Origin of the sequence: Natrinema sp. 74 (assembly GCF_046097095.1) — an archaeon.
GTDB lineage: Archaea > Halobacteriota > Halobacteria > Halobacteriales > Natrialbaceae > Natrinema.
In genome coordinates this window covers 410,488-433,549 of record NZ_CP175699.1, presented here as the reverse complement: position 1 = coordinate 433,549, position 23,062 = coordinate 410,488, and the positions used below count along the sequence as shown (strand labels likewise).

Sequence of the window (23,062 nt, the reverse complement as noted above, 5' to 3'; positions counted from 1 at the left end):
TGTAATTCTCTATGTGTGCTTCGCGTCAGATATAATATAGGGGTTGGTTCTTCAGGACATCAATTAATCGAGAAACAGAATTTTACATGGGTATATATGTAAACGCGAAGTGAAGAATAAGCCAACGTGTGAGGATTGATATTATCTATGAGAGAACGCAGATCGGTCGTTCGTTGTCCAATGATCTACCTAGGAGAAAGTATGGTAACAACCGTCAGCCGTTGATAGTGAACCCCGACGGTCCACATAGACCTATGCAGCTACGCTGGCTGATGTGGGCATACTCAGTCATGTTCACGTTGAATTCACTCAGAGAGAATTCCGTGTGAAGAGAGCACAGCAACCAAAGAGAAACCGAAAGGAATCGTGTGAAATTCCCGCATATTTGGTCTGCGTCGCGGAAGTTAGTCGACTTGTTAGGATTGTTGATCACGTACCGAAAACCGTACTTCTCTGTCAGAGAAATTTAACGGATGCATGCTTGAGCGACCGTCTACTCATTGCTACGACGCAGAATTCAAGTCAACACTAGCTGGAGGCCACTCGAGAGATCGAGCGATAACAGACAGCAATGGGTACGGAAGAAACGAGGAGAACGAACGGATAGCCACAATCGATAGCAAGGTCTTCTCCTTACTGCCGAAGGGAAGAACCGACGCAGCGACACCGGGGATCAACGGTTCTCAGTGCTAGTTTCGTTCGACGGTCAATCGGCCCCTTGCGGTGGAACGAACCCACACTCCTCGCACAGAAACAGGGGATAGTCGTATGGCGCAACCAACATACGGTCACAACTGTCGCAACGCATCGTCTACCATATTAGGACGACATCTAATAAAGGTGTGTACGTCAAATGACGAACGTAGAGTATGGAGGATTATTTAAATAAAGAGCGAGGAGCAGGAGTGACGAGCAACCGCGGAAATTGTGAACCACTCGTTTTAGCACCGTTAAGTGCGACCCCGGACGACGTACTAAGGAAACTTGCTGTGGCTACTCCGTTTCGGCCACTTGCGTCGTTCGGGACGGTTCCGTCCGGACCGTATCGATAACACCGCGGAGGTATCCGACAGTAAACCCACGAGCGCGGTGTCGCCAATCGTCGTCGCCTTCCATTTTCGGAACATGATCTGGGATAACGGGGCCGTCGAACCCAACATCGTGAAGCGTGCGTACCGCCTCTGCAGTGTCAAAGTTCCCCGTATCGACAAACGTCTCGTGGAACTTCGGTACCGTTCCAACGACGTCACGGAAGTGAATGAAGACGATCTGATCTCGTTCGCCAAAACGACGAATGACCTCGGTCACATCCTCTCCCATCTGCGAGAAACAGCCGAGACATAGCTTGAGACCGTGATTATCGCTGGGTACGAGTTCCATCGCCTTCTCGAAGTTCTCTACGTTCCGGAATAGACGCGGGATACCACCGAGCGACTCGAGGACCGGTGGGTCGACGGGGTGAAGCGCGAGCTCAACGCCGGCTTCTTCCGCCACGGGGAGAACGGTCTCGAGGAAGTACTGGTAATTCTCCCAGAACTCGTCTTCGGTGTAGGCTCGATCGAGACCAGGTGCGAGTTCGTCCGGATCATCGAGTTCGTCGTAATCGAAGGCAGTTGCCTCTGCGCCGCCGCGGGTCTCGACGGGCGACGTCCGCATCGGAACGACGCTTCGGGGGTTCCACTGGTAACCTAACACCGGAATGCCGGCCTCACCGAGGTTTCGAATTAGGGTGGTGATCTGATCGAGCGCCTCGTCTGCACCGTCGCGACCGAACATGATATCGCCGTACATCGAATACGGGAGCGACTGAATGCCAGTAAAGGAGAGCCCGGCATCCTCAATACGTTCTCGAGCGGCCGTGAGCTCCGAGACAGACGGGATCTGGTTCGGACCGACTGCGATCGTATCGGTCCCATCGCGGTCATTGAATTCATCGGGCTCTTCGTCCGTATCTGCGTGATCCACGAAGATGTCCGTTACTCCGAGTTGACGGATGTATCGTAATCGAGACTGCGCAAGCGATCGTGTTCGAACACCGACGCTGACGGCCGGATTACTGTCGCGGTCCATACCTGAGTACTCGTTTGAAACGTCTAAACTATTTCGGAGGGATATCGGACTGGCTTTAGATACTATCACTCATACAGAGAGTGCCAACGGAGTCTACTCTTCGATGAAAGCCGAAAAAGCTAGGTCTGGTTCCGTTCTATGGGACAGCAACCCGAGACTAGCGTTTTCGGGAGTTACGACAAGTGGCGCTCTGCTGCCCAGTTACTACCTTAAAAGAAGAGACCGATCGTATATCCGTGCCACCTCGATGCTGCTCTCGCCCGGATGGGCAGGGGTACCGACGGCCGACGGAGTCTCCGTCGGCGGTCTTACACCGACTGTGTTGTCACGGTAACTGGCCCGTCGAACTGGAGGATAATCGACTGCGCTACATCACCGAAAACCGCTTTTCCAGCCGGAGAGCGTTTCTTTCCGCTGACGAACACGTGCTCGCAGTTCTCCTCTTCAGCGATCTGAACGACATCGTCCGGGATCGTCCCCACAACGCCCATTACCTTGTACGGAACGTCGTCGCCGAATGCGTCTTTCGCGATTTCGTTGGCCTCGGTTGTCGCGATCGTCTCCATCTCGTCGATACTTTCGACCTGTCTATCTGACTTCGCCTGCCGTTGTAGGTTATTCTGGAACTGCTTCTCATCGACAATCCTGCAGAGCAGGATCTCGTTTTCCGTTCCGGCGACATGGTTTTTTGCTGTACGCAACAGTCGCTGGTCCGGGCTATCCGCTAGCTGGACGACGAGTACTTCCTCCATAGTAGCTATACAGTCGGGACAATATATAAAACTCAGCACTGGCAAGAGGGTGCTGTTCAGATAAGGCTGAAGGAGTGAAGCGTGGCATTTTCAAAGTGATTTATGCCGAAAATGCACGCCTCGGTTCTAGTATCGGCCAGTTCGACTTGGATTTTGTGGAGCGAGAAGCAACACCGCAACTGTTGATGAAGCTTAGTATTCAGCTCCATCTTGCTGGGGTCTCGCTTTCGAATACTGTTCGATTTCTCGAGATATTTGATGTTGAACGAGCTCAATCGACGGTTCATAGTTGGGTTCACAAGGCAGATCTACAGCCCGATTCCTGTCGAAGTCCGGATCACGTTGCGGTTGACGAGACGGTGATCCGGCTCAATGATGACCAGTATTGGCTGTACGCCGCTGTCGATCCAGAGTCAAACAAATCACCCCATACAAAGATTGATCCGACTAGAACCAAGGTCATAGCCAGTACGTTCTTCACGGAATTACGCGAGAAACACGACGTCGATGACGCGGTGTTTCTCGTCAATGGAGATAAATCGCTGAACTACGCCTGTCAACGACATGGCCTCTATTTCAGATACGAACGACATGGAAATCGGAACAGTGTCGAACATATCTTTCGTGAGATAAAACGTCGAATCTCATACTTCTCAAACTGCTTTAGCAACGCTCATGCAGAAACTGCAGATCAGTGGCTTCGGTCGTTCGCCTTTGTATGGAATTAACTTATCTGATGACGAACGCGTGTTCCGGGAGTACGCCCGTCATTTTGCTGGTGATCGAGGACTCAAGCAGAACACGGTACAAACCTATTATTGCCATATCCCTGTGTGGTGTGACTGGTGTGTCAACGAGGGCTACCTCGAGGCGCACTACGCGCAACGGGCGAGCGCGATGGCACCCCTTCTAGAAGATGACGGTCGAAAGCCCGGCGACCAGCAGGCCTGGACGTCCGATCAGCGCCACGCCATCACCCGCCACGTCGACGAACGGGCCCGCGACGCTATAGAGATGTACACTACACTGTCGGAGGATGCTGACCTAATCGACAAACAGCGAGCACGATATACGGCGCTGAAAGCCGCTCGAGATCGGGCGCTTGTGTTCGTTCTTGCCTACACAGCTGTCCGTGTCGGCGAGTTGCTCCGTGACCCGAACGATCCTCGCCGGCGTGGTGTTCAGTAGGGCGACCTCTCGCTCGAAGATGGAAGTATGGGGCACTGTCTAGTTTAGTACCTCCGCTGGCGGTTGTTTGTTGAGTGACTGGTGGGGTCGCTGTGTGTTATAGTAGTGAACAAACTGTTCAAGACATTCTCTGGCGCTGGCCCGACTGCCAACCGATGAGTTGTGGAAGCGGTCGATCCGCATTTTGAGGGTGTGAAACCATTTTTCGATGGGGGTTCGATCGACGTAGTCAAGGTGACCGCTCAATCCTACTCGAGAGAGGGCAGTCAGATAGCCAGCACCATCGACAGAAACTCAGTGTCGGAGAGATCGTGTGTCTGGGCGAGTCCATGCAGAAACGCAGCAGCTGGATCGGTTCCTCGCCGTCCAAAGAGCGCGACGTCGAGAATGAGCTTTGTGTCGAGGTCTATTGCAGCGTACATCCAAGATCGGCCGCCGTTAATCCTGACAGCGGTTTCGTCAACCGCGACCCGCGACGGCTGCGCCGTCCTCAGAACGCTTTGCGTTCTGATGGGCCGCACGAGAGCGTGGCTCTCGTGGACGTCGGCGGGTCCGGTACGCTGTCAGCTAGCCAATGTACCCAGTGCCAGATCGCTTGATGAGAGCGTTCAACGCCGAGTGAGCGAAGAGTCGCTTGTGTCTCCCGAAGTGAACAACTGGCTGCGTGGAGCCGGACGGCGAACGCCCTGACGGGCGTCCGCCGTCCGCTCACGCTCCCAACATTCATCAAATTCCTCCGCGTAGCACTCGCTGAGCAGGTCTGCGAGCATCATTCCAACCCAACTCTACGACCTGCTCGCTTCTCAAACTGCGCTAACTAGACGGTGCCCCGAATCCCCTTCTGAAGGGCGATCGTATTGTGGGTCTTCCACTCGGAAAGTAACCGCCTATGCCGTCAGATCACCTCTGGCATTTTCACGTAATCCTCGTTCTCTGTCCAATTAGGCTTGATATCAACAAGGGCAATATTATCTTCATGAGATGATAGCATCTCGTCCGCTTCTGAAGCGTCAGATTGTTGTGAATAAACTGGTTCGGAGATACTATACTCATCGCTCACCTCTAGGGTGAATCCTTCACCTGGAGGAACTTCCAGCGTAAAGTAAACACCTGCCAAGTATGCCGGGATGCTGCCACGTCCGTTGTAATTCATTCGCCAGTGTTGGCCGTTGTCAGCATCGTTGATGCCGAGGTTTTCGTCACTCATATTATCTATCATGTTTGCCACCGAAAGGCCAACTCCGGTCGCACCTAACAAGGTTGCGGCCCCACCACTGGCGATCGTGCCGCCAATTCCCAGAGCTAGTCCTGCACCCTGTGCAAATTTGTCACTCACCGCATCTATCTGATCGTACTCAATGTCTTCAGCACTTGTGGCAGATAACCACCCAGACCCGCTTCCGACATCCTCCACGTGCTGGTCCAGTAGACCATCAAGCGCAGCGAATTTCGCGTTATCCTCATTGAGCATATTCGTTTGGTTCGTGTTTTGTACTTCTAGTTCCATCGTGTGATCAGCATTAAATAGCGAAGGGATGATTTTCGGATCGGTGATCGTCCCACCTTCACCTTGGTATAGATTCTGATACTGACGCCACAGACCAGCACCAAACGATGCGAAATTAAACGCATAGAGATAGGAGTGGCTTGTATTCAAACGGAATGGATTATCAAGGCACTCGACACCTATAAACGAAAGTGTTCGATGAACACTCACGCCGATTTCTGCCACGCCTTGGTAGCTGCTCATGTACATATCTGGCTTGCGCTCGTCTCTTTCCCACGAGTTGTGGTTTTGACCGACGTCTACTGGTTCGTCCCAAACCGAATTGTATGGTGTGCTAGTCGATGCTGCACTACCAACTCCGCTAGCGCCAACGCCGAGCGTTATCCCCCCGACTGAAGCGCCTAATGATTTCAGAACTGTCCGGCGTCCAGGATTGTAATCCTTTCTAACCATTCAAATCCACATAAAACAGCTGTTTATTAAAATTTTAATATTCCATAACATTATCGCTATATAGTGAATGGTCATGTTACAAGATTAGGTTAATACAATACGGATCTATTGGATCTATAGAGGGAAATAGAATCCATTGTCTGATTGTATCGCTGGCAACTTGGTCTTCTATGGCTCGACTTCCTCGTCGATCCCCAATAGGTGCGGTCACTAGTTAGACCCGTGTAGTCGACGAGATCGTAGCGCTTCAACTTCTTGAACTTGCCTCGGCGTGTTCACTCGCCAATCGACTGAGGTGTTTTGTTATAGTAGGGATCCGCTGCGACCTCGTCATAGTAGTCGTGGAGGTCCTTTCAACGCTTGTCGCTTTTTGTCTGTTTGCTCATTAGTACAGAGTCGCCCATCCAGCCGAGGCTTGAGTTGTTGCTATTGATACAGTCCTCTTGTGATTTCTGTATATTGAAACCGTTATCCGTTGTCTAAGAAACATTCATAAATAGTACTATATAAGATTTTTAGTGTAGGTGCTAATATGAATATAGCATGCACCAGCACAAAGGTGCCACACGATCCCTGGTCGCCCTGTTCGCGTTCACCGTAAGTACAGGCGTCGCTGCCGCCCAACAAAGCGAAATAAATGACTCGCTCACACAGATCGAGGAGTTCGTCGCCACAACCCTCGGTCAGGTCGGTGTAATCGTTTTCCTCGTCGGTGCTGCTGCCTGGTTCGTTTCCAGACGTAGTGCCGACCGTGCTCAATGGGGCTGGCGCGGCATGTGGGGCGGTGCCGGGATGATCGTCCTCTCGGTCAGCTACAGCGTGTTTGTCACCCTCTTCGAGAACCTCGCCCCGGGGATGATCGTTCCAGTCCTTCCGTGAGCAGTGTACTCGGGTGGGTCGAAAGCAGACTCTTGCTCCATCCACCCCATCACTCTGACCTATGATGGACAGTCGTTCCCTACTCGGTCTGGTGGTTGTTGTCCTCCTCGTGCTCCCCGTCGTGAGTGCGGTCACAACACCGACTGGTACCGCGCCAAACAACGGAACGCGTGCGTTCATCTCCGACGATCGCGATCCAGACGCTGGAACGCTTCCCCCGTTCGTACTCTCTACCCTTGACGATGTCGTCCATTCGGAGAGCATCTCTATGGCAAACATCAGTCGGATGCGCGATTTCTCATACGCAACAACACAGCCTCCCTATCGCGTTGGACCGAACCAGCAGACACTCAGCGAGTATCGTCTCGCCCAGTTGAACTCGATTCAGCGCAACGACTCGACGAGTCTCTGGCTGCCCGACTCACAGCGCTCGAATGGAACCCTCGTCAAAAACGCACATATCACGATCCTTGGGACAACTGAAGGAGTGCGTACTGGCATCGGTACCGAAGAGGACAGTCACTCTGCAAACAACAGTGACCGACTGCTAATTCCCCGGAATGGGACGGTGCTGACGCAGCTCGATTACTCGCTGCCCTCTCCAAACCAGACGTGTACCGTTGCCGGCGACACCAAGAACTGTCTCTCTTACAATCTCCTCGAGCAGCAGGTCAACCGGACCGTCCGAATTGGCAATCAGACCTGGGAGAGTGATTCAACGTCGCCGCGTCAACTCGAGTATGACGGGGCGATAGCAACCGAGCCGACGACACTGCAGGTCCATGCAACAATCAACTCGACTGTTGCTGTCTCGACGAATACCTACATCCGCGACGGGGGTGGTTGGCAACTGTCGAATACGACGACCGATGAAACGCTCACCCTCTCGCACACGGTTCGAGACAGCATGCCTGTGGCCGTCACCACGAATCAGGACCTCAACGTCACGCAGACGATCATCCGTTCTGAGGAGGGAATCGACCGAATCGTTCTTCGATTTGAAGGCCCACAGACGCTCTCTGACCGCCGACTCTGGAGCTATGCTCGGTTTAAGGGCTCGGCTGGACGCGTTCAGAACATCTGGGGCGTCTATTCGCAGCGCCAGTACACGAATGCATCTCGCGGTCGACGGCTTCTCACGACGTCGAACACCACCCTCTCGTCCCCACCGAGTAACACAACTCAGCTCAACCAGACGCTTGCACGGCACCTCGCGGCCACAACTGAACGACAGCGCACCGTCCCGTTCCCGAACGTTCTCGAGCAGGGGCTCACCGCTCGCAGCCGTCAGCCGACGCTCCAATGGACGCAGAACACGAGCGTTATCTCTGCTCCGGAGATTGGTCGACTCTCCGGATTCAATATATCCAGCAACACGCGTCCACTTGACCAACGTGTGAATCTCGCTTCGGTGCCACCGCGTGGCTATACGACGATTGTCATTACGAACGTGGACCAGCCGATTGCGGAGGTCAGCGACATTCACAACGAATCAATTCCGTTGACGACACGAACCGTTCGCGAGCGGAATGCAAGCCTCTCGACGACGGTCCTCAACGAGACACACGCTACGATTCAGCTCACCGACGCCGCCACTGGCCAACCACTGTCGGATCGGACACTCTGGCTCAGGGGGGCCGCCCAGGGGCGAGTAACGACGAACGCCGACGGGACAGTCGTCGTCGAGCGGCGTGATCTCTACGTTACGGCTTCGTTCACGGGGGCGACCAACGTCTCAGAGAGCGTCTACTATAGCACCGCACAGACGCGGATCGCGTTTCAGCAGGACCCCTTCAACATCTACCAGCTACTAACCAGCCTCGCAGGTGCGCTCGTCTCGGTAGCAGCATTCCTGATCTTCTTTGCGCCGTTCGCGTACATGCGGCGAGAAACAGGGTAGTACCTGAGTTGTACGCACCTGGGATTCGACACTGACGCTCACGCAACAAACTCACAATACCGAACTCGGAACAACCAATGACCGGATCAAGATTCCACACCCCGTTCGAGATCGTCCACCAGAGCATCGGTCCCGAAACTCTGGCGTCTATCCGAGGTAGCATCGCGACGCTGCCAACTGACGCCACGGTAATTCAGCTCGCCATCTTCTCTGACTGGATCGCGAACTTCTTCACCTACATCCTGACTGGGGTTCTGGGCTTCATCAGCGAACTCATCGCTAACGGGATGCGGACGTTCATCATCTTCGACAGTCCCTACTCGGACCCCACGATGCAGGCAGCTTTCCAGCACAACCTCGATATCTTCCCACAACTGCTCGTAATCATGTTCATGGCGGGGATCGCGACAAAACCGTTCGCCGATCAGCTCGAAGTGACGAATTTCATGCTCGCCTGGAAGGCACTGAAGGTGATCATTTTCGTCGCTGTCGCCCGCCAGATCATGCATTTCGGACTCCTACTGACGAACGCACTCATCCGTCATATCTTCACCGCGAACTACGGTGCTGCGTTCGGACCAGAGGTCCTGAAATCCAGTCTCGATGGGGCTGCGGCGTCGAGTGCTGGCATGGTCATCGGTGCGCTTATCCTGAGTATGGTGTCCGTGGCGGGCATCCTCCTTGCACTGGGCGTCTTTGTTCTACGGGAATTTTTGTTCAACGCGACGTTCATCCTCCTACCAGTCCTCGGGGCGATGCTCTTTCTGGACTTCGGACCACTCCGCTACACGTCGGAGATCGCGAAAACCGCCCTTCGGGCGACCGCTTACATGTTGTTGGCGGGCATCGTGATGGCGGGTCTCCTACAGACCGGGGCTGCAGCGGCTGGTGCGTATGCGGACATGGCCGGGCAAGGTGCGACCGCTGCCCAGAGCCAGCAAGCTGGCGACCCCGGATTTGGGGGAGTCCTCGAGGCGTACCTTTTCTGGCTAATCGGGCTCGTTGCTCCCGCGCTCGTTGGCATCAAATCAGCGACGATGGCCGGGCTGTCACCACGGCGGATGTCCGGTCGTCAGGGTGCTAAAAGTAAATCGGGTTCACAGGGTTCGTCGGCGAACCGGTCGGGAGGAAAGTCAACTCGTACCGCCCTGATAGAGCAGGCGAGGCATGGGACGTCGAAGGGGCTAAGTTATGCTGATCAGAAAACTGGCGGAATCGGAAGCAGCGCCGTCAGTAGGGCTGGGTCTGCAGCGGGCCAGGCAAAGAGTGTAGCTGGAAGTACAGCTACAACAGTCTTCTCAGAAGAGACTGTCAAGACGAGTAAGAAGATAGGATCTCAAGGGAAAAAGAGCGGAAAGCGTGCCGCTCAAGATGTCAAAGCCGGTGCTGACTACACAACTCGAAATCTCCACCAATCGCCTGTTGACTGGGCGGAGGCTGGCCTTGAGAGATACCGCGAGAACCCCGCTGTCGATACGTCAACGGAGACTGGACCTAACCAACAGACGATAAGCGATTGGACGGGTGAATCCCCCGACAAGAACCGGTCAAAATGAGATGACTGGAACACTCAGGATTAGAGATCGCCTGTGGAAGGTGATTGTGGAGTTTCTCTCAACGGGTCTCTTTACGGCAAACTATGTACTAGCTCCACTGGGAGTTGTCTGGGTCGCAGCTAATACTCCCTCCTCGGTTAGAGGATTAGCTGCTCTTTTAGGTGTTCCAACAATCTGGATGTTTCCTTCATTCACTGCTGCTCTGTTGACTGGAGTGATCTATCCGATGCATAGTGAAAATACCAAAAGTGCAGATATTGATTGGGTCTTTGGGATTCTCATTGGTTCGGTTGTATTAACAGCTGTATGGTTCCTCCCAGCTTGGGAGAACAGTTGGACATCACTTGCAGAAACTCTCGCTCCACTTCGAGTCTCGTCTATGTTTGACCGTTTGTGGCTTATGGGTCTCAGTTGGATTGCATGTATTCCCTTAATGATCTCGACGAGCCTCGGCACCGCTACCGACAATATCGAAGAAAAATCCTTACCATCTGAGACGGGTCAGACTGATGAACCGGATTCGTCTGCTCAAAGCACCACAGAGCATAAGCATAAATCTCCTCAGAACAGCGACAATTCTGACCCGTTGCATCCTACTCTTGATGATCTCGAGTACAATTGGAAACTCGCTCCAAATGTTGGGTTCTGGGATGTCGGTGGCCAAGATGAGCTGAAGAAAGAAATCATACGATCCGTCCTACGACCCCTAACTCGAGTCGACGAAGCCTACGAGCGATTCAACGTCTCACCACCGAATGGAATTCTTCTGTACGGCTCACCGGGAACCGGGAAGACCCTGTTCGCTCGAGCAATCGCCGGTGAACTCGGCCATCCGTATCTCGAGCTATCTGCAGGCGATATCAAATCGCGGTGGATCAACGAATCAACCGAGCAGGTCAATCGACTGTTCGACGAAGCCGAGCAGTTCGACCGATGCGTCATCTTCATCGACGAGATCGACGCCCTCCTCGCTGGTCGCGGAAACGAACTCCACCGTGAGCACGCTCAGGTCGTCAATGAGTTCCTCGCGCATTTAGACGACGAAGATCCGAATTTCCTCGTAATTGCGGCGACGAATCGAGCCGACCTCCTCGATGAGGCTGCCACACGCCGAGGGCGGTTTGACCAACAGTACGAAATTGGCCTCCCTAGCCGCGACGCTCGTGAGGAAATCTTCCGCGTCCGACTCTGTGATCTTCCAACCGCTCTCGATGAGGACGACTATTTAGAGTTAGCCGATCGCTCGGACGGGCTCAGTAGTGCAGATATCGTGGGAATCGTCGACGACGCCGCAATGCATGCCGCCGAGCGTGATGCGGAGGCAATTACACCCACAGACCTCCACGAGTCGTTCCCGAGCACATCGGAGAGAACGACCTAACAAACCATACTACGATGCGAAAATGTGATCTATAAAACCATTAACTATCCAAATATAGGACGAAATAATCGTATGGAGACGTTCCCTATCGCAGGTCGGATCATCAATACGAAGTTGGTTTTCGGCCTCACAGCCCGCGAGGTCGGCGAGGTCCTCATCATCCCGTTTCTCGCTCTCGGCATCGTCCAGAGTCTCGGAGTCACCGGCACGCCTTTCCTGATTGCCGGTGGCGTCGGTCTCACACTGGGCATCCTCATCTTGCTTGTCGCGCCTGCTGGCCAACGACCGATCAGCTACGCCCGTGCCGCCGCTGATTACTATCTCTCGTCGAACTCGTACTACAATCGGCGTACTCGACCTGAGGCGGAAACACCTGTTGTCCAGGATGTCGTCGGCGTCCGGCAGGAGGGACTCGATCTCGAGACGATCGAAGCCGAGCGGGAGGCCGAATCGAGGTGACTGCAGATGGGCTCTGCCTCTACCGACGAGACCATCGACGGACCAGGCGACGACAGCGATGGAGCTACTGATAGGGACGAGACAACGACCGAGCACTCCTCATCCGACAGTTCGACCGAACAATCCACGCCGAGTGCGTCAGTGACCGAGTCGCATTCACCACCGGATTCCGACGATCAGAACGGTTCCCAGCCGACCACGGGTACCCGTGGTGAAATGCCGCCGACAGCGCCGGAATCCGACCTCGAGGTCCTCCGCGCACTCGATAGATTCCTCGACGACATCGATACGGATCTCCCGACCGCTCGCGAACGGGCTCGAGCTCACGACCATTTCGACCTCGAGAATCGACTCGGCGAGTCGATGACCACGCAAGAGAAACTCGGCTTTGAGTACGTTCGCGACGATGGTATCGCTGTCGACGAGAACAGCTACATCGGCCTGCTGAAGGTCCACCCACAGAACTGGCTGTCGCTCAGTGACGAGGCGAAACGCAACACGATGAGCGCGTACATGTCCTTCCTAATGTCACTGGAGTCCAGTGTTGCCGTTCCCTGCTATCCGAAGACGTTCGATCTGACAGGGCATCTTGAGCGCTTCTACAAAGCGGGTGCGAGTATGAGTTCTCATGGGCAGACGCCAATCCTCCAGTATGGACGCAAATTCTACATTCAGTGGGCCAACGCCAACATCGAGGACGAAGATCTCAAACAGCGCGATTTCTACATCGTCACGCGCGTCGATGCCGACCAGGTCAACAAGGATCTCGATACAGGGAGTGTGTTGAGTCAGCTCGGAACGCTCCCGATTATCGGGACGGTCTTTTCGGGGATCGTCGATCGAACATCACTGGGTGATTCCCACGAGGAGGCCCGGACCGAACTTTGTATCCGCGAAGTCCGACAACGCCAACGCCGAATCACGAACAAACTCGGCCGGACAGACGTGTCCATTGAACGTGTCACCGACCGCCAAGAGACGATGGAGATTCTCTATCACTACTATAATCACGTCGATCCACAGTTCGAGAAGTTCTCCCACGCGACGAAAACGGAGGGTGAGCACTGATGGCGGGACGATTCGGCCGCTTCCGCTCGTGGCTTCCAGTGGGGAGTAGCGAGTCAAGCATCGACGACATTGACGACGAGACATTCGACCGCGCTACGGAGATTCTTGAAGCAAATGGGGACGACCTTACGAAGGAGAACATCCGCGAACAAGCCGAGTACCTACTCGAAGTTGAGGACGTCGACGAGGGTGAACTCCGGCTTGGCATTGTGCAGGACGAGACCGAACAGTCGCTTGCTGACCAAGATGTCATCGCCCCGCGTCAGCTTCAGGAAGTCTCGAACCTCTTCGAGTCGGGGTATATGATTCGCAACGATCAGTTCGTTCGCACCCTCACCATCCACGGCTATCCCGAACGCGTGCCACTGGGGTGGCTCGAGGACCTCTATACAACGAACGACCACATCCGCGTTACCCAACATATCCAGCCTCGCGATACCGGCTCAGTACTCCGAAAGCTGCAAAAACGCCTCACGCAGCTTCGAGCTCGCCTTCACAAGAAACATGAGAAGAACCAGACCGACACCCACGAGGCTGAGGCCGACCGCGACATGGTCAAAGATCTCATCTGGGATATTATCCTCGGGGAGACGAAACTCTTCGACTTCGCGATCTACATCGAGATCATCGCTGATACCGAACAGGAACTCGATGACGCCACCGAACGCGTCATCGAAACGCTTGGTGCTGCGAATGCTGAGGCGGTCACGCTGGATAAACGCCAGGTGGAATCCCAAGACGCCCTCGCCCCGCTAGGCGACGACCCAATCAAAGCCACCCAACTCATGCAGGAGACAGCCGTCGGGACGATGTTCCCGTTCATCGAGCCTGCGGTTGCGGACCCTGAAGGCGTCTTCTACGGGTTCGATGGGACGAACACGCCCGTTCTGCTAGACCGCTACAGGCTCTCGTCGTACTCGAAGGCGATTGCCGGAAAGATGGGGTCGGGGAAGACGTTCGCCGAGAAGCACGAGATGTACCATCGGCTGATGATGGACCCCGAGATCGAGATGCTTGTCCTCGATCCGCTTGGGGACTTCGTCGACTTCGCGGACGACCTCGGTGGGCAGGTTATCCGTTTCGGCGGGCAGAACACAGTTAACCCGCTGGAGATTCGGCGTGGGATCGACGACGTTGCGGACGATCCGTTCAAGAAGAAGTTCCGCTCTGTGATGGAGCTGTTCCGTACCCACTTCTCGGCGGTCGCCGATCAGTCGCTGAGCAAAGAGCAGGAGGGAATTCTTCGGCGGGCCGTACGGTTGGCATATCTCAAGTACGGAATCACGGCTGACCCGGCGACTCACGAGAACGCGAGCCCGACGATGCAGGACGTCCTCGATATCCTCCATGCACTCACGGACGGCGATCAACCGTCGGAGTTCATCGAGTTACACGAAGATGCTAACGACGAACGTGTTCGGCCGGAGATCGAACAGCTGGAGATGCGGTTCAAAGAGGCCGACGAGAAGTACGCCTACCAGCTTCTCCTCGGTCTCGAAGCGTTCCAGCACGGCGGCGAAAATGACAATCTGAACGGCCACACAAACGTCGAACTCGACAATCGCCTGGTCGTCATTGATATGTCGATGTTCGCCGATACCGGGCAGGCACCGCTGTTCATGCATGTCATGTTCGACTGGATCTACCAACGTGCCCAGAGCAGTGACCGGCGGACGCAGGTCACCATCGACGAGGCACACTACCTCCTGCGGCGGGCGGCGACGACGGACATGATCGACCTGTTCATCCGCCATAGCCGTCACTTCAACACGGCGATCACACTCATCTCACAGACGGTCGATGAGTTCATCGCAAAGTCCGACAAGAAATCCGAGGAGGCCGTCGAGAAGGCACGGAACGTCTACAATCTCTGCGATATCAAGCAGATCTTCCATCACGAGTCGGTCAGTGACGAAATGGTCGACTTCCATGGGTTGACACCGTCTGAGCAGAACTTCATCGCGACCGCGCAAACTGGTGAGGATGGCGGCTACTCGGAATGCCTGCTCGCTGTCAATGACTGGACGAAATCGCTCGCACTTCACGTGAACGACTACGAGATTCACGTCCTTGACGACGATTTAGACCCGTGGGAGCATCTCGTTAATCAGCGGTATATCGACGCCAGCGACGTTGAGTATCTTGCCCAGAAAGATCGTGTCGATGACTACGACATTCCAGACCCGCTTCTTGAGGACGCCGGGATCCGGACTTCTCCCCAGGAGGCCGATGACTGAGCCCCGTCGCTACATCCGCATTGAACCAGCACGCGAGCGGGTGGATTCTGCGGATATCGTCTCTCGACTGGCTGGACTGCGAAAACTCCGGACTGGCTGGAAGGTCAAATACGACCCTCGAAAGAGTCCGCCTACATTCGAGTTCCTTGCACTCACGCGAGGCGAAGACGCGCCGGTACGGTTCTATCTCGGCGTCGACGACAAGGAGCTGCTGCCGACGGTCAAATCCGAACTGCAGACGGCGTACCCAGCAAGCTACGAGATTTACGAGGAGACGGTTGACCTTCCTGCAGAACTTTGTCGTCCTACCAAGGACGAGGAGCCCCAACCCCCAACCGAGGGAGGGGACACGGAGGAGCAGGAGGGTTCACTCTCTGAGCACACGCCAATCGCCGCTCGCTGGAGCGGCGTCGGTGAGCGGAGCCGCGACTGGATGACGCCGATCAAGCAGTATTCGCAGGTTCAAGAGGAAGGCACCAGTTCGGGGGACCCAGCACGAGCGCCACTCGCGACGGCCGTTGAACGACTCACAGAGGCCACAGCTCCCACCGCGTTGCAGGTGTTGTTCATGCGGTATGGCAGCTGGCAGAAGTTCGCTGAAAGCCGCAAAAAGCAGATCGAAACCAAACACGACGGTGCCCTCCAGTCCGCGCGAACCAGCCTCGCGGATATGCTCCATGGGGCCGATGAAGAGCGAATTCGAGATCGGCGACGTGGTCGTGACCCGCCGCATGTCGGTGAGAGCACCCAGCAGACATCAAGTGCAGCCAGTGGTGAAGTTGCCTCCCGACAGGCACTAATTGATCAAAAAGGGCCCTCACAGACGTTTCTCGTGAACGCCAGGACGGTCGCCGTCCTCTCGAACGAACCTGATGAGGCAGTCAAAGCACAGGCGGCGAACAATATTGAGACGCTGGCCAACGCGTTCAATCATCTGGACGGGTACTTCTATCACCTCGACGGGAGCCGCGTTACGAAGAGTCTGACCAACATTCGGGACCCCGCGACAAAAGAGCTGAAGCGATTGGTCTCCCGTTCGTTCAACCAATCCTCGATGGGGAAGCGTCGGCCCCAACTTATTCTAAACGCGGACGAGCTCGCGAACTTCGTTGCAGTGCCGAGCGCACAGTCACTGACCACCGAGGGCTCGCGTGGCGCTCGCGGAAAAGAACGACTCCGACAACCACTCCCACTGCCGGATCCCGATCTCCTCGAGGAGTTCGCCGGATCTGGTATGACGGTGGGAAAGCCCCTCCGAAACCGGAACGAACCCCTAGACCAACCGATTCGTATTCCGCCGGATCTCTTGACCACGAGCTATATCCGGGCTGCGTCGACCGGGAGCGGGAAGTCCACAGCTGTACAGGCCGAGATGCTCTCACTCCATGAGTACGTTGACGGTCCTACTGTTCTCCTTGATGGGAAGGGGGACGGGATGGCCGAGAACTATCTCCACGCACACTACGCCGAGAACGGGAACCTGGATGATGTCTACTACTTCAACGCCCCGGACACGCTGCCGGCGGTCTCGTTCTTCGACATTCGACCGGCGCTTGCGATGGGGCGCTCTCGTGAGGACGCCGTCCAGGACAAGGTCGAGCATTTCCACGAGATCATGCGGCTCATCCTCGGCGAGGAGCGTCACGAGCAGGCATACGTCGCCAACGAAATCCTCACCTTCCTTATCAAGGCGCTGTTCGACCGGGAATACGGCCATGACGCGTTCAGTCTCGAGGACCTGATTCAGGCTGTCTTCCGGATGAGTCAGGAGAAGACACTTCCAGAACTCTGTGATGCAAACTCGCATATCGAACAGTCGCTGGTGCAGAAGTGTCAGGTCGACGACCGCCAGTTCCAGCAGACGATGGGGGCTGCGGCGAATCGCCTTGACAAACTCGTCGAGCACGAGCACCTCTACCAGATGTTTACCCACGTCCCCGAGTGGGATGACGAGGAGGAGGAATACGTTGGGAACGCCTTCGACTTCCGTGAGTTCGTCGACGAGGACGCAGTTATCCTGTTCGACCTTGGTGAGTTCCGCGCTGAATCCCAGCACGCTCTGACGATGATTCTGTTGAGCAACCTCTGGGACGCTGTTCAGGGGCGTCGTGGCGGTGGGCGGTCACTGAACGGTGGGTCTCGTCAGAGTGAGAGCGACGCCGACGATACGATCGTGAATATGATCATCGAGGAGGCGGCACCAGTTGCGACATCCTCACTAGTCTACGAACAGTTTATCCCCCAAGGCCGAGCATTCGGCGTCAGTCTTGGCCTCATCCTCCAGTACCCCGAACAGGTCGCCCAGTACAGTACGTCCGATCGGCCGTACACGGAAATCCTGAACAATGTCAAAACGAAGCTTATCGGCAATATCGCGACGGATGCGAAACTCGCCGAGTCGATGGCCCACGAAAATCTCAGTACGTCGGAATTGCGCAATCGCGTGAGCCGCCTGCCGGCCGGTGAGTGGATCGCCCAGTTGCCGAGTCCGCAGTTCGGACAGACGGGCCCAGCGCCGTTCTCACTTGCCTCGCTGCCGATCCCAGAGGGCCACCCTGAGAGCGATGCGCCACTGTCAGGCGACGACCGGCATCTCTTTGAGGAACAGCAGATTCCCCAGGTGATGCGGCGAACGCAACACGAGTGTAGTCTTCCGGGTCGGACGAATCAATTTGCCCGCGAGGAGGTGCGGGAGACGCTCGACGAGGTCGGTGATGACGTCGATGGTGAGCCTGCGACGACGAGCGGGAGCACAGCGGGCGCTGGAGCGGCAGACGGCGGTACCTCATCGGATGCCCCCTTCTTCGGCGCGGACGGCACGAGCGACGACGCAGATGCCTCCGCGGAGGACGAGACAGCCATCACAGCGGGCCAACCCACCACCCCATCGGGTGACGAGCGAGATATCGGGAGTGCGCCCATGTTCGGCGCTACTGCAAGCGAGCAACAGGAATCCGAGGGAAGCCCTCAGCTCTCGGCTGCGGGACAGGCAGCGTCAGAACACCGTGAGGAGCGCAATGAGGCTTCAGAACTACAAACCACGAACGGCGATGAGGACACAGAGGATTCGGCGGAAACGACAGGCGGGGATTTGCTGCCCGAGCACGTGAGCTACGACGCGAATACTGAGTGCTACGTTTGCGACGTCTGTAGGTCCGAATATACCGCGTCCGAAGAGCGGAAGGCCAGTGCCTGCTGCCAATTCGCGTCTAAAGACGACGTGTTCGTTGCGGCCAAACGCGCTCGCTCCACCGCTTCGTCGTCCAGTGAACTCTTCACTCGACTCGGGACTATCACCGAGCACGCCGAATCGTACGGGATCGAGGTAACTATCCAAGACTTCGCGAATCTCGAAGGCTCTTCTGAGGAGTCCGCCGCTGCTCCCAACGGAGAGTCAGAGGAGCCAGCAGAGCCGGAGGAGAGTCAGAACCCGAATGTGTCACACTCGATCCGTTTCAAGGACGCAACGACGACCATCCCGGATGAGACGCTCCGCGAGGAAGGCATCACACGTGACGAGGCCGCCTTCCTCGGTCTCGTACTGGATGCGATGAACCACCAGGTCGAGGAGTATTCGCTGCTGGAGAGCATGACCGTGCTCAAAGAGCCATTCTCCAATCTCGATCTCGAGACGCTCAAAGAGAAGGAGTTCATCGAAGAACACCGTTCGTTCTGGCAGACGTACTATACGGTCCTCCCCGCCGGGCGACGGTTCCTCGATCGCTCACTCGACACTAGCCCTGGAATCGGCGATCTCGGTGAAAAAACGCCACACAAGGCTGCCGTTGTGTTCCTCGAAGCATGGCTCTCCCAACAGAAAGACGTTGCTCGCACGGCCGTCTACTATCAGCATTCGGAGGATGTCGTGTTTGACGTTGCGGGATTCGATGCCGCTGACGAACTCGTCTGGGTAGGTGAAGTCGAAACCCCGAGCAACAATACTGACGCGCTGCTCTCGGATTACGAAAAGCTGGCGACCGTCGACGCAGCTGCTGTCTGGGCGTGTGAAGATAAGGACCTCATTCTGGAGATCATCGAGTCGCTCACAGGGACTGACACAGTCGATATCTCGTTGACGTCCACGCAAACCCGGACGATTAGTTCGCTGCGTGCGGCGATCAACGACCACGACCTGTCGGGGATGGGCGCTCTCCATACGTTCCGGAGTCTCAAAACGGAGGTCGACCACGAGCCGTGACTGGGGAATGGCGAAAAGCAACCCGTGAGGAGCTCCACACCTACTACACAGAGACGTTTCCGGACCAACTCGACGCCCTCCCGTCATTCCTCACAGCTAGTGGCCCGAAGCAGTACGCTATCGCCTTCGGCGAGGCATACCCAACCCGAAACCAGAACGCTCCCGATCGGTCGTTCATCCGCCGCGATACCTGGCAGACCAGCGACTCTGGCGAACGAAGCATCCAGCAATTCGGCTCGATGGAGGACCTCGTCGAATTCATCCAGTACCCCGCCAGCTACGACCCCGCTCAAGGGAGCAACTATGCGCTCGCAGACCCGGATCTATTAGAACGACCAGAACCACGCCCTGATGCAGTCTACTACGCGCTCGATCACTGGGAGCGACCCTGGGTGCTGGCGGTCGATATCGACGCGAAGGACATCGCCGCACAGCGCGCGTCCAATGAATCAACCAATGGGAGAGCCGACGATGTCGGGACTGAGCAACTTCGTGCCACAGGTGTCCTTGACAGCCCACCCGAGGGATATCCCTACGCATTCGAGGATATCGAGCAAGCTCTTGAGTATGGATTTGCAGTTCAGGACATCTTCGAGGACGACTTCGCGGCCGACGAGACGATGGTCGTCTACTCGGGGCAGGGCTGTCACGTCTACCTGCTTGATACGGACCGCGAACACTGCTACGACGAGCAAAGTCGCGAAGTCATCAACGACCTACTCCTCGACGAATATGGGATTCCCATTGACCCGGTCGTCACGGCCGACCGGCGTCGCGTGATGCGGCTGCCGTACTCACTACACGCCGATGTCTCGCGTGTCGTTCAGCCCATCGACGATTCGGGATTCGACTTCCGGACCGAGGCGATGCCTGACTTCCTTGACTCATGAGCCGAGACACGCCCACAGACGACGAGTACACGGCGTATCGAGTCGCGGCACTTCCACGAGACAAGGGGGAGTTCCAGCTCACCCAACTGTTCGAGCGTGGGTATCAGCGGTGGACAGTCGATGGTGAGCAGCAGACAGAGAAGATGCTCGCAGATGTCGAGCGGTTCACGATCGACGCGTTCGCACCGAGTACACGAGAGGAAGCAGCCAAGCGTCCCTATGTCGACGATCCCGGGACGCTGGCCGTCTTAAGCACTCTTGGCGCGGTCTGTATCATGGACCATCCGAAACTCGAAGATACGCCACCCCGTCATCTCGCGCTCCTCGGAAATCTCCGCGAACTCTGCGTCAACAATATCGCCTCACTCGTTCGCGAGTACGATGACTGGTCGCTCCACCAGGAGATCGCCGAAACCCTCTACGCAAAAGATCCCGGCGAGGACGGTGTCCATCCAGGGCGTGTGTGCACCGACGTTACGACCCACCCCGAGTTCGGAGAGGGGTACTATCTCGAGATTCCGCTCGTCGCCGCCTCGCGAAAGTGCTTGGCCCGTGCTGATGGGGACGAGGACCAGCAGGGCGAGATTCAAGCACACGTCGCTGACAACAATCTGTACGTTCCCGTTTCGGATTTCATGGCGAAGTACTGCGAGTACGCAGAGGACGCCTTCGGCCGGCTGCTTGCTGTTCAAGAAGAGTCGTTGACGGCGGAACAGCGGAGTTGGCTGACGGCAAACGAATCGGCGATCACCGACCGAATCGATCGGTTCTTCGAGGCCGGTCAGACCCACCGCGTTTGGGAGAACTGGAGCCGGCAGAAGCGTGACCTCCTGACGATTATTAACGCCGTCTCCGCCGCAGACGATGACGTCGCCCAGCTCGATGAGACGCAGACTGCCCGCGACCTCTACGAAGCGGTGGAGGCATATGAGCCAGAGCGAACATGGGAGCGAAGAGTCTGTGAGTCAATTTCTTCACCGCGAAGTCTCGGGACGGTGCTCTCGCGGAACCGCGATCACGCGAGCGTCACCGTCGAGAACGCGCGCTTGAATCGGTACACACTCACCGAATACAGCGACGGTTCGCAACCACTCCACGTCGACGACCTCGAAGATCTATTCGAGTTGCCCTGCATGGCAGCGATGGACGAGCGCCTACAAGAGAAGAAACCTGTTCGGAAGGACCTGTTCAATCTGGTGCGGATGGCATGGTGGCTTCCCCAGTACCGGGACGCGAGTATGGCGGAATTCATCAGCGACGTGAAAGACCTGTTCTCGCGGTGGCCCTGGTATGACGACGAGGTGACTGAGTACCAGATTCGGTACGAACTCGACAACGACATCGACGGCGAAATCCCCCTCCCGATGAATTGTACGAATGATGATATGAAGCGGTACTGCATCGGGCGCGACCAATGCCCGTACTCGATTTATGGGAGCCTCCCCTTCCCCGACGAGATGTACGAGCAGATCGATGACCAAGGAACGTCTCCATCACAGTAACTGACCAAGACGGGCGGTCACAGTCACGTTTAACAGTTCGCGTATCTATTCATCCGCTGGTCTTTCAAGACCGTCCAGGACTGCAGTTTGCGAATACGATTGATGGATTCTCCATGGGTAATTGAGCAGTCTTAGCGATTTCAACCCCCTCAGTTTTCATTTATCGTCGGAACTCGCCTTCGTATAGTATATATAACCTTATTCCACCAATTTCCTGTTTCTCCAATATTCAGCAGGTAGAAGTCGTCACGCGTTGCATATATCAACGAGGGTTCCGATGCTCACTTTCATATAACAAATAACGCCCTCAAATCAGTCCTCCGCTATCCTATGCAATTCTGCCTCCGTCAAATCTGAATTCGTACCTCGGAATGCGTCCAAAGGAAGGGTGGGGTGCGAGGTGTGAATCCGGTGTGTTTCGTAAGGGGGATTCAGGGATGGGTAGAGCGCAGCGTAATTCATAGAGCTATCAGTTTGAGAGAACACGATGCGGTGGTAGCGAGAGCGGGGGGATAGGTAGCGTAGTGAAGATGGTAGCTGTATAGCCAGACAGGGGGAGGACTAGGGTGGTCACGTTCCTGGTGACAGCCTTCTCATCTGTTTCAGTTTGCGTAGGGTTTGAGTGACGACTGGAAACTCTCATCTGCCAGCCTGGGTGTACTACTAGGCCGTGGTATCCGTGGCGAGCATGCTGGGGGTTCTAGTGAGGGTGCTATCTCTCCGCGTCTTGTGTCAGCCTGAGTACTTCTCTGTGAGAAGGTGTTGTGTTCTGTGGGTTGTTCGCGCCGACGAAGGGCGACGGCGCTCAGCGTGCCCGGCACGCAGGTCGAACCTGGTCGTGGTGCGGGTGCCATGGGCGGCTGAGTGCGGTCAGTGAGCGATTCCATGTCCACGTTCAGTAACTCCGAGTCAGCGACTGCATCGGCTTCAGAAAACCACGCGAATCCACGAGATACTGGCGAGCAATCTCGACAGTCTGGATGGCTAGACGAAGAGAGCAGCGACGACGGGTCACCAGAACT

Annotated in this window: 14 protein-coding genes and 2 pseudogenes; 12 read left to right on the top strand and 4 right to left on the bottom strand. The window is 55.9% G+C overall.

The features are described 5' to 3' along the window. Positions 1-993: 993 nt before the first annotated feature. Entirely contained in the window at positions 994-2,070 is a 1,077-nt protein-coding gene (locus ACJ70B_RS20000; protein WP_408960200.1) for a mannonate dehydratase, read from the bottom strand. 308 nt (positions 2,071-2,378) lie between these two features. Next, entirely contained in the window at positions 2,379-2,822 is a 444-nt protein-coding gene (locus ACJ70B_RS19995) for a universal stress protein (RefSeq protein ID WP_408960199.1), read from the bottom strand. A gap of 98 nt (positions 2,823-2,920) precedes the next feature. On the opposite strand from ACJ70B_RS19995, the gene ACJ70B_RS19990 reads away from it, so the two are divergent. Then, the gene (locus ACJ70B_RS19990) at positions 2,921-3,550 is read left to right on the top strand and encodes an IS6 family transposase (RefSeq protein WP_408960699.1); all 630 of its coding nucleotides are present in this window, start codon (positions 2,921-2,923) and stop codon (positions 3,548-3,550) included. Between the two features lie 10 nt (positions 3,551-3,560). After that, a pseudogene (locus ACJ70B_RS19985) lies at positions 3,561-4,007 on the top strand (site-specific integrase); the annotation flags it as partial. A 42-nt stretch (positions 4,008-4,049) separates the two neighbouring features. Here ACJ70B_RS19985 and ACJ70B_RS19980 read toward each other — a convergent pair. Further along, positions 4,050-4,783, bottom strand: a pseudogene (locus ACJ70B_RS19980) (IS6 family transposase). Between the two features lie 122 nt (positions 4,784-4,905). Further along, a complete protein-coding gene (locus tag ACJ70B_RS19975; protein ID WP_408960198.1) occupies positions 4,906-5,760 on the bottom strand; it encodes a hypothetical protein in 855 nt (284 codons plus the stop codon). Between the two features lie 753 nt (positions 5,761-6,513). Here ACJ70B_RS19975 and ACJ70B_RS19970 point away from each other — a divergent pair. The 10 genes from ACJ70B_RS19970 (at position 6,514) to ACJ70B_RS19925 (ending at position 22,040) form a co-directional block, all read left to right on the top strand. After that, positions 6,514-6,849, top strand: coding sequence for a hypothetical protein (locus ACJ70B_RS19970; protein WP_408960197.1), 336 nt, complete (start codon positions 6,514-6,516; stop codon positions 6,847-6,849). A gap of 487 nt (positions 6,850-7,336) precedes the next feature. Next, a complete protein-coding gene (locus tag ACJ70B_RS19965; protein WP_408960196.1) occupies positions 7,337-8,749 on the top strand; it encodes a hypothetical protein in 1,413 nt (470 codons plus the stop codon). A 77-nt stretch (positions 8,750-8,826) separates the two neighbouring features. Then, positions 8,827-10,305, top strand: coding sequence for a hypothetical protein (locus ACJ70B_RS19960; RefSeq protein WP_408960195.1), 1,479 nt, complete (start codon positions 8,827-8,829; stop codon positions 10,303-10,305). 1 nt (position 10,306) lies between these two features. Then, the gene (locus ACJ70B_RS19955) at positions 10,307-11,686 is read left to right on the top strand and encodes an ATP-binding protein (protein ID WP_408960194.1); all 1,380 of its coding nucleotides are present in this window, start codon (positions 10,307-10,309) and stop codon (positions 11,684-11,686) included. Between the two features lie 72 nt (positions 11,687-11,758). Continuing rightward, positions 11,759-12,145, top strand: coding sequence for a hypothetical protein (locus tag ACJ70B_RS19950; RefSeq protein WP_408960193.1), 387 nt, complete (start codon positions 11,759-11,761; stop codon positions 12,143-12,145). A gap of 216 nt (positions 12,146-12,361) precedes the next feature. Then, positions 12,362-13,213: a hypothetical protein gene (locus ACJ70B_RS19945; protein ID WP_408960192.1), complete on the top strand. Its 852-nt coding sequence runs from the start codon at positions 12,362-12,364 to the stop codon at positions 13,211-13,213. Continuing rightward, positions 13,213-15,450 (top strand): VirB4 family type IV secretion system protein, encoded by a 2,238-nt coding sequence (locus ACJ70B_RS19940; RefSeq protein ID WP_408960191.1) that lies wholly within the window; start codon positions 13,213-13,215, stop codon positions 15,448-15,450. Before ACJ70B_RS19945 ends, ACJ70B_RS19940 begins: the two co-directional genes overlap by 1 nt. Next, positions 15,443-19,648, top strand: coding sequence for an ATP-binding protein (locus tag ACJ70B_RS19935; RefSeq protein WP_408960190.1), 4,206 nt, complete (start codon positions 15,443-15,445; stop codon positions 19,646-19,648). The genes ACJ70B_RS19940 and ACJ70B_RS19935 overlap by 8 nt, the downstream gene beginning before the upstream one ends. Beyond that, positions 19,645-20,538 (top strand): DNA primase, encoded by an 894-nt coding sequence (locus ACJ70B_RS19930; RefSeq protein ID WP_408960189.1) that lies wholly within the window; start codon positions 19,645-19,647, stop codon positions 20,536-20,538. Before ACJ70B_RS19935 ends, ACJ70B_RS19930 begins: the two co-directional genes overlap by 4 nt. Then, positions 20,535-22,040: a primase-associated protein gene (locus tag ACJ70B_RS19925; RefSeq protein ID WP_408960188.1), complete on the top strand. Its 1,506-nt coding sequence runs from the start codon at positions 20,535-20,537 to the stop codon at positions 22,038-22,040. Before ACJ70B_RS19930 ends, ACJ70B_RS19925 begins: the two co-directional genes overlap by 4 nt. Positions 22,041-23,062 lie beyond the last annotated feature (1,022 nt).

Coding starts and splice junctions, on each gene's coding strand:
- ACJ70B_RS19955 (WP_408960194.1), top strand. CDS start 10,307: ATGACTGGAACACTCAGGATTAGAGATCGCCTGTGGAAGGTGATTGTG.
- ACJ70B_RS19925 (WP_408960188.1), top strand. CDS start 20,535: ATGAGCCGAGACACGCCCACAGACGACGAGTACACGGCGTATCGAGTC.
- ACJ70B_RS19995 (WP_408960199.1), bottom strand. CDS start 2,822: ATGGAGGAAGTACTCGTCGTCCAGCTAGCGGATAGCCCGGACCAGCGA.
- ACJ70B_RS19970 (WP_408960197.1), top strand. CDS start 6,514: ATGCACCAGCACAAAGGTGCCACACGATCCCTGGTCGCCCTGTTCGCG.
- ACJ70B_RS19960 (WP_408960195.1), top strand. CDS start 8,827: ATGACCGGATCAAGATTCCACACCCCGTTCGAGATCGTCCACCAGAGC.
- ACJ70B_RS19935 (WP_408960190.1), top strand. CDS start 15,443: ATGACTGAGCCCCGTCGCTACATCCGCATTGAACCAGCACGCGAGCGG.
- ACJ70B_RS19975 (WP_408960198.1), bottom strand. CDS start 5,760: ATGAGCAGCTACCAAGGCGTGGCAGAAATCGGCGTGAGTGTTCATCGA.
- ACJ70B_RS19940 (WP_408960191.1), top strand. CDS start 13,213: ATGGCGGGACGATTCGGCCGCTTCCGCTCGTGGCTTCCAGTGGGGAGT.
- ACJ70B_RS19950 (WP_408960193.1), top strand. CDS start 11,759: ATGGAGACGTTCCCTATCGCAGGTCGGATCATCAATACGAAGTTGGTT.
- ACJ70B_RS20000 (WP_408960200.1), bottom strand. CDS start 2,070: ATGGACCGCGACAGTAATCCGGCCGTCAGCGTCGGTGTTCGAACACGA.
- ACJ70B_RS19945 (WP_408960192.1), top strand. CDS start 12,362: ATGCCGCCGACAGCGCCGGAATCCGACCTCGAGGTCCTCCGCGCACTC.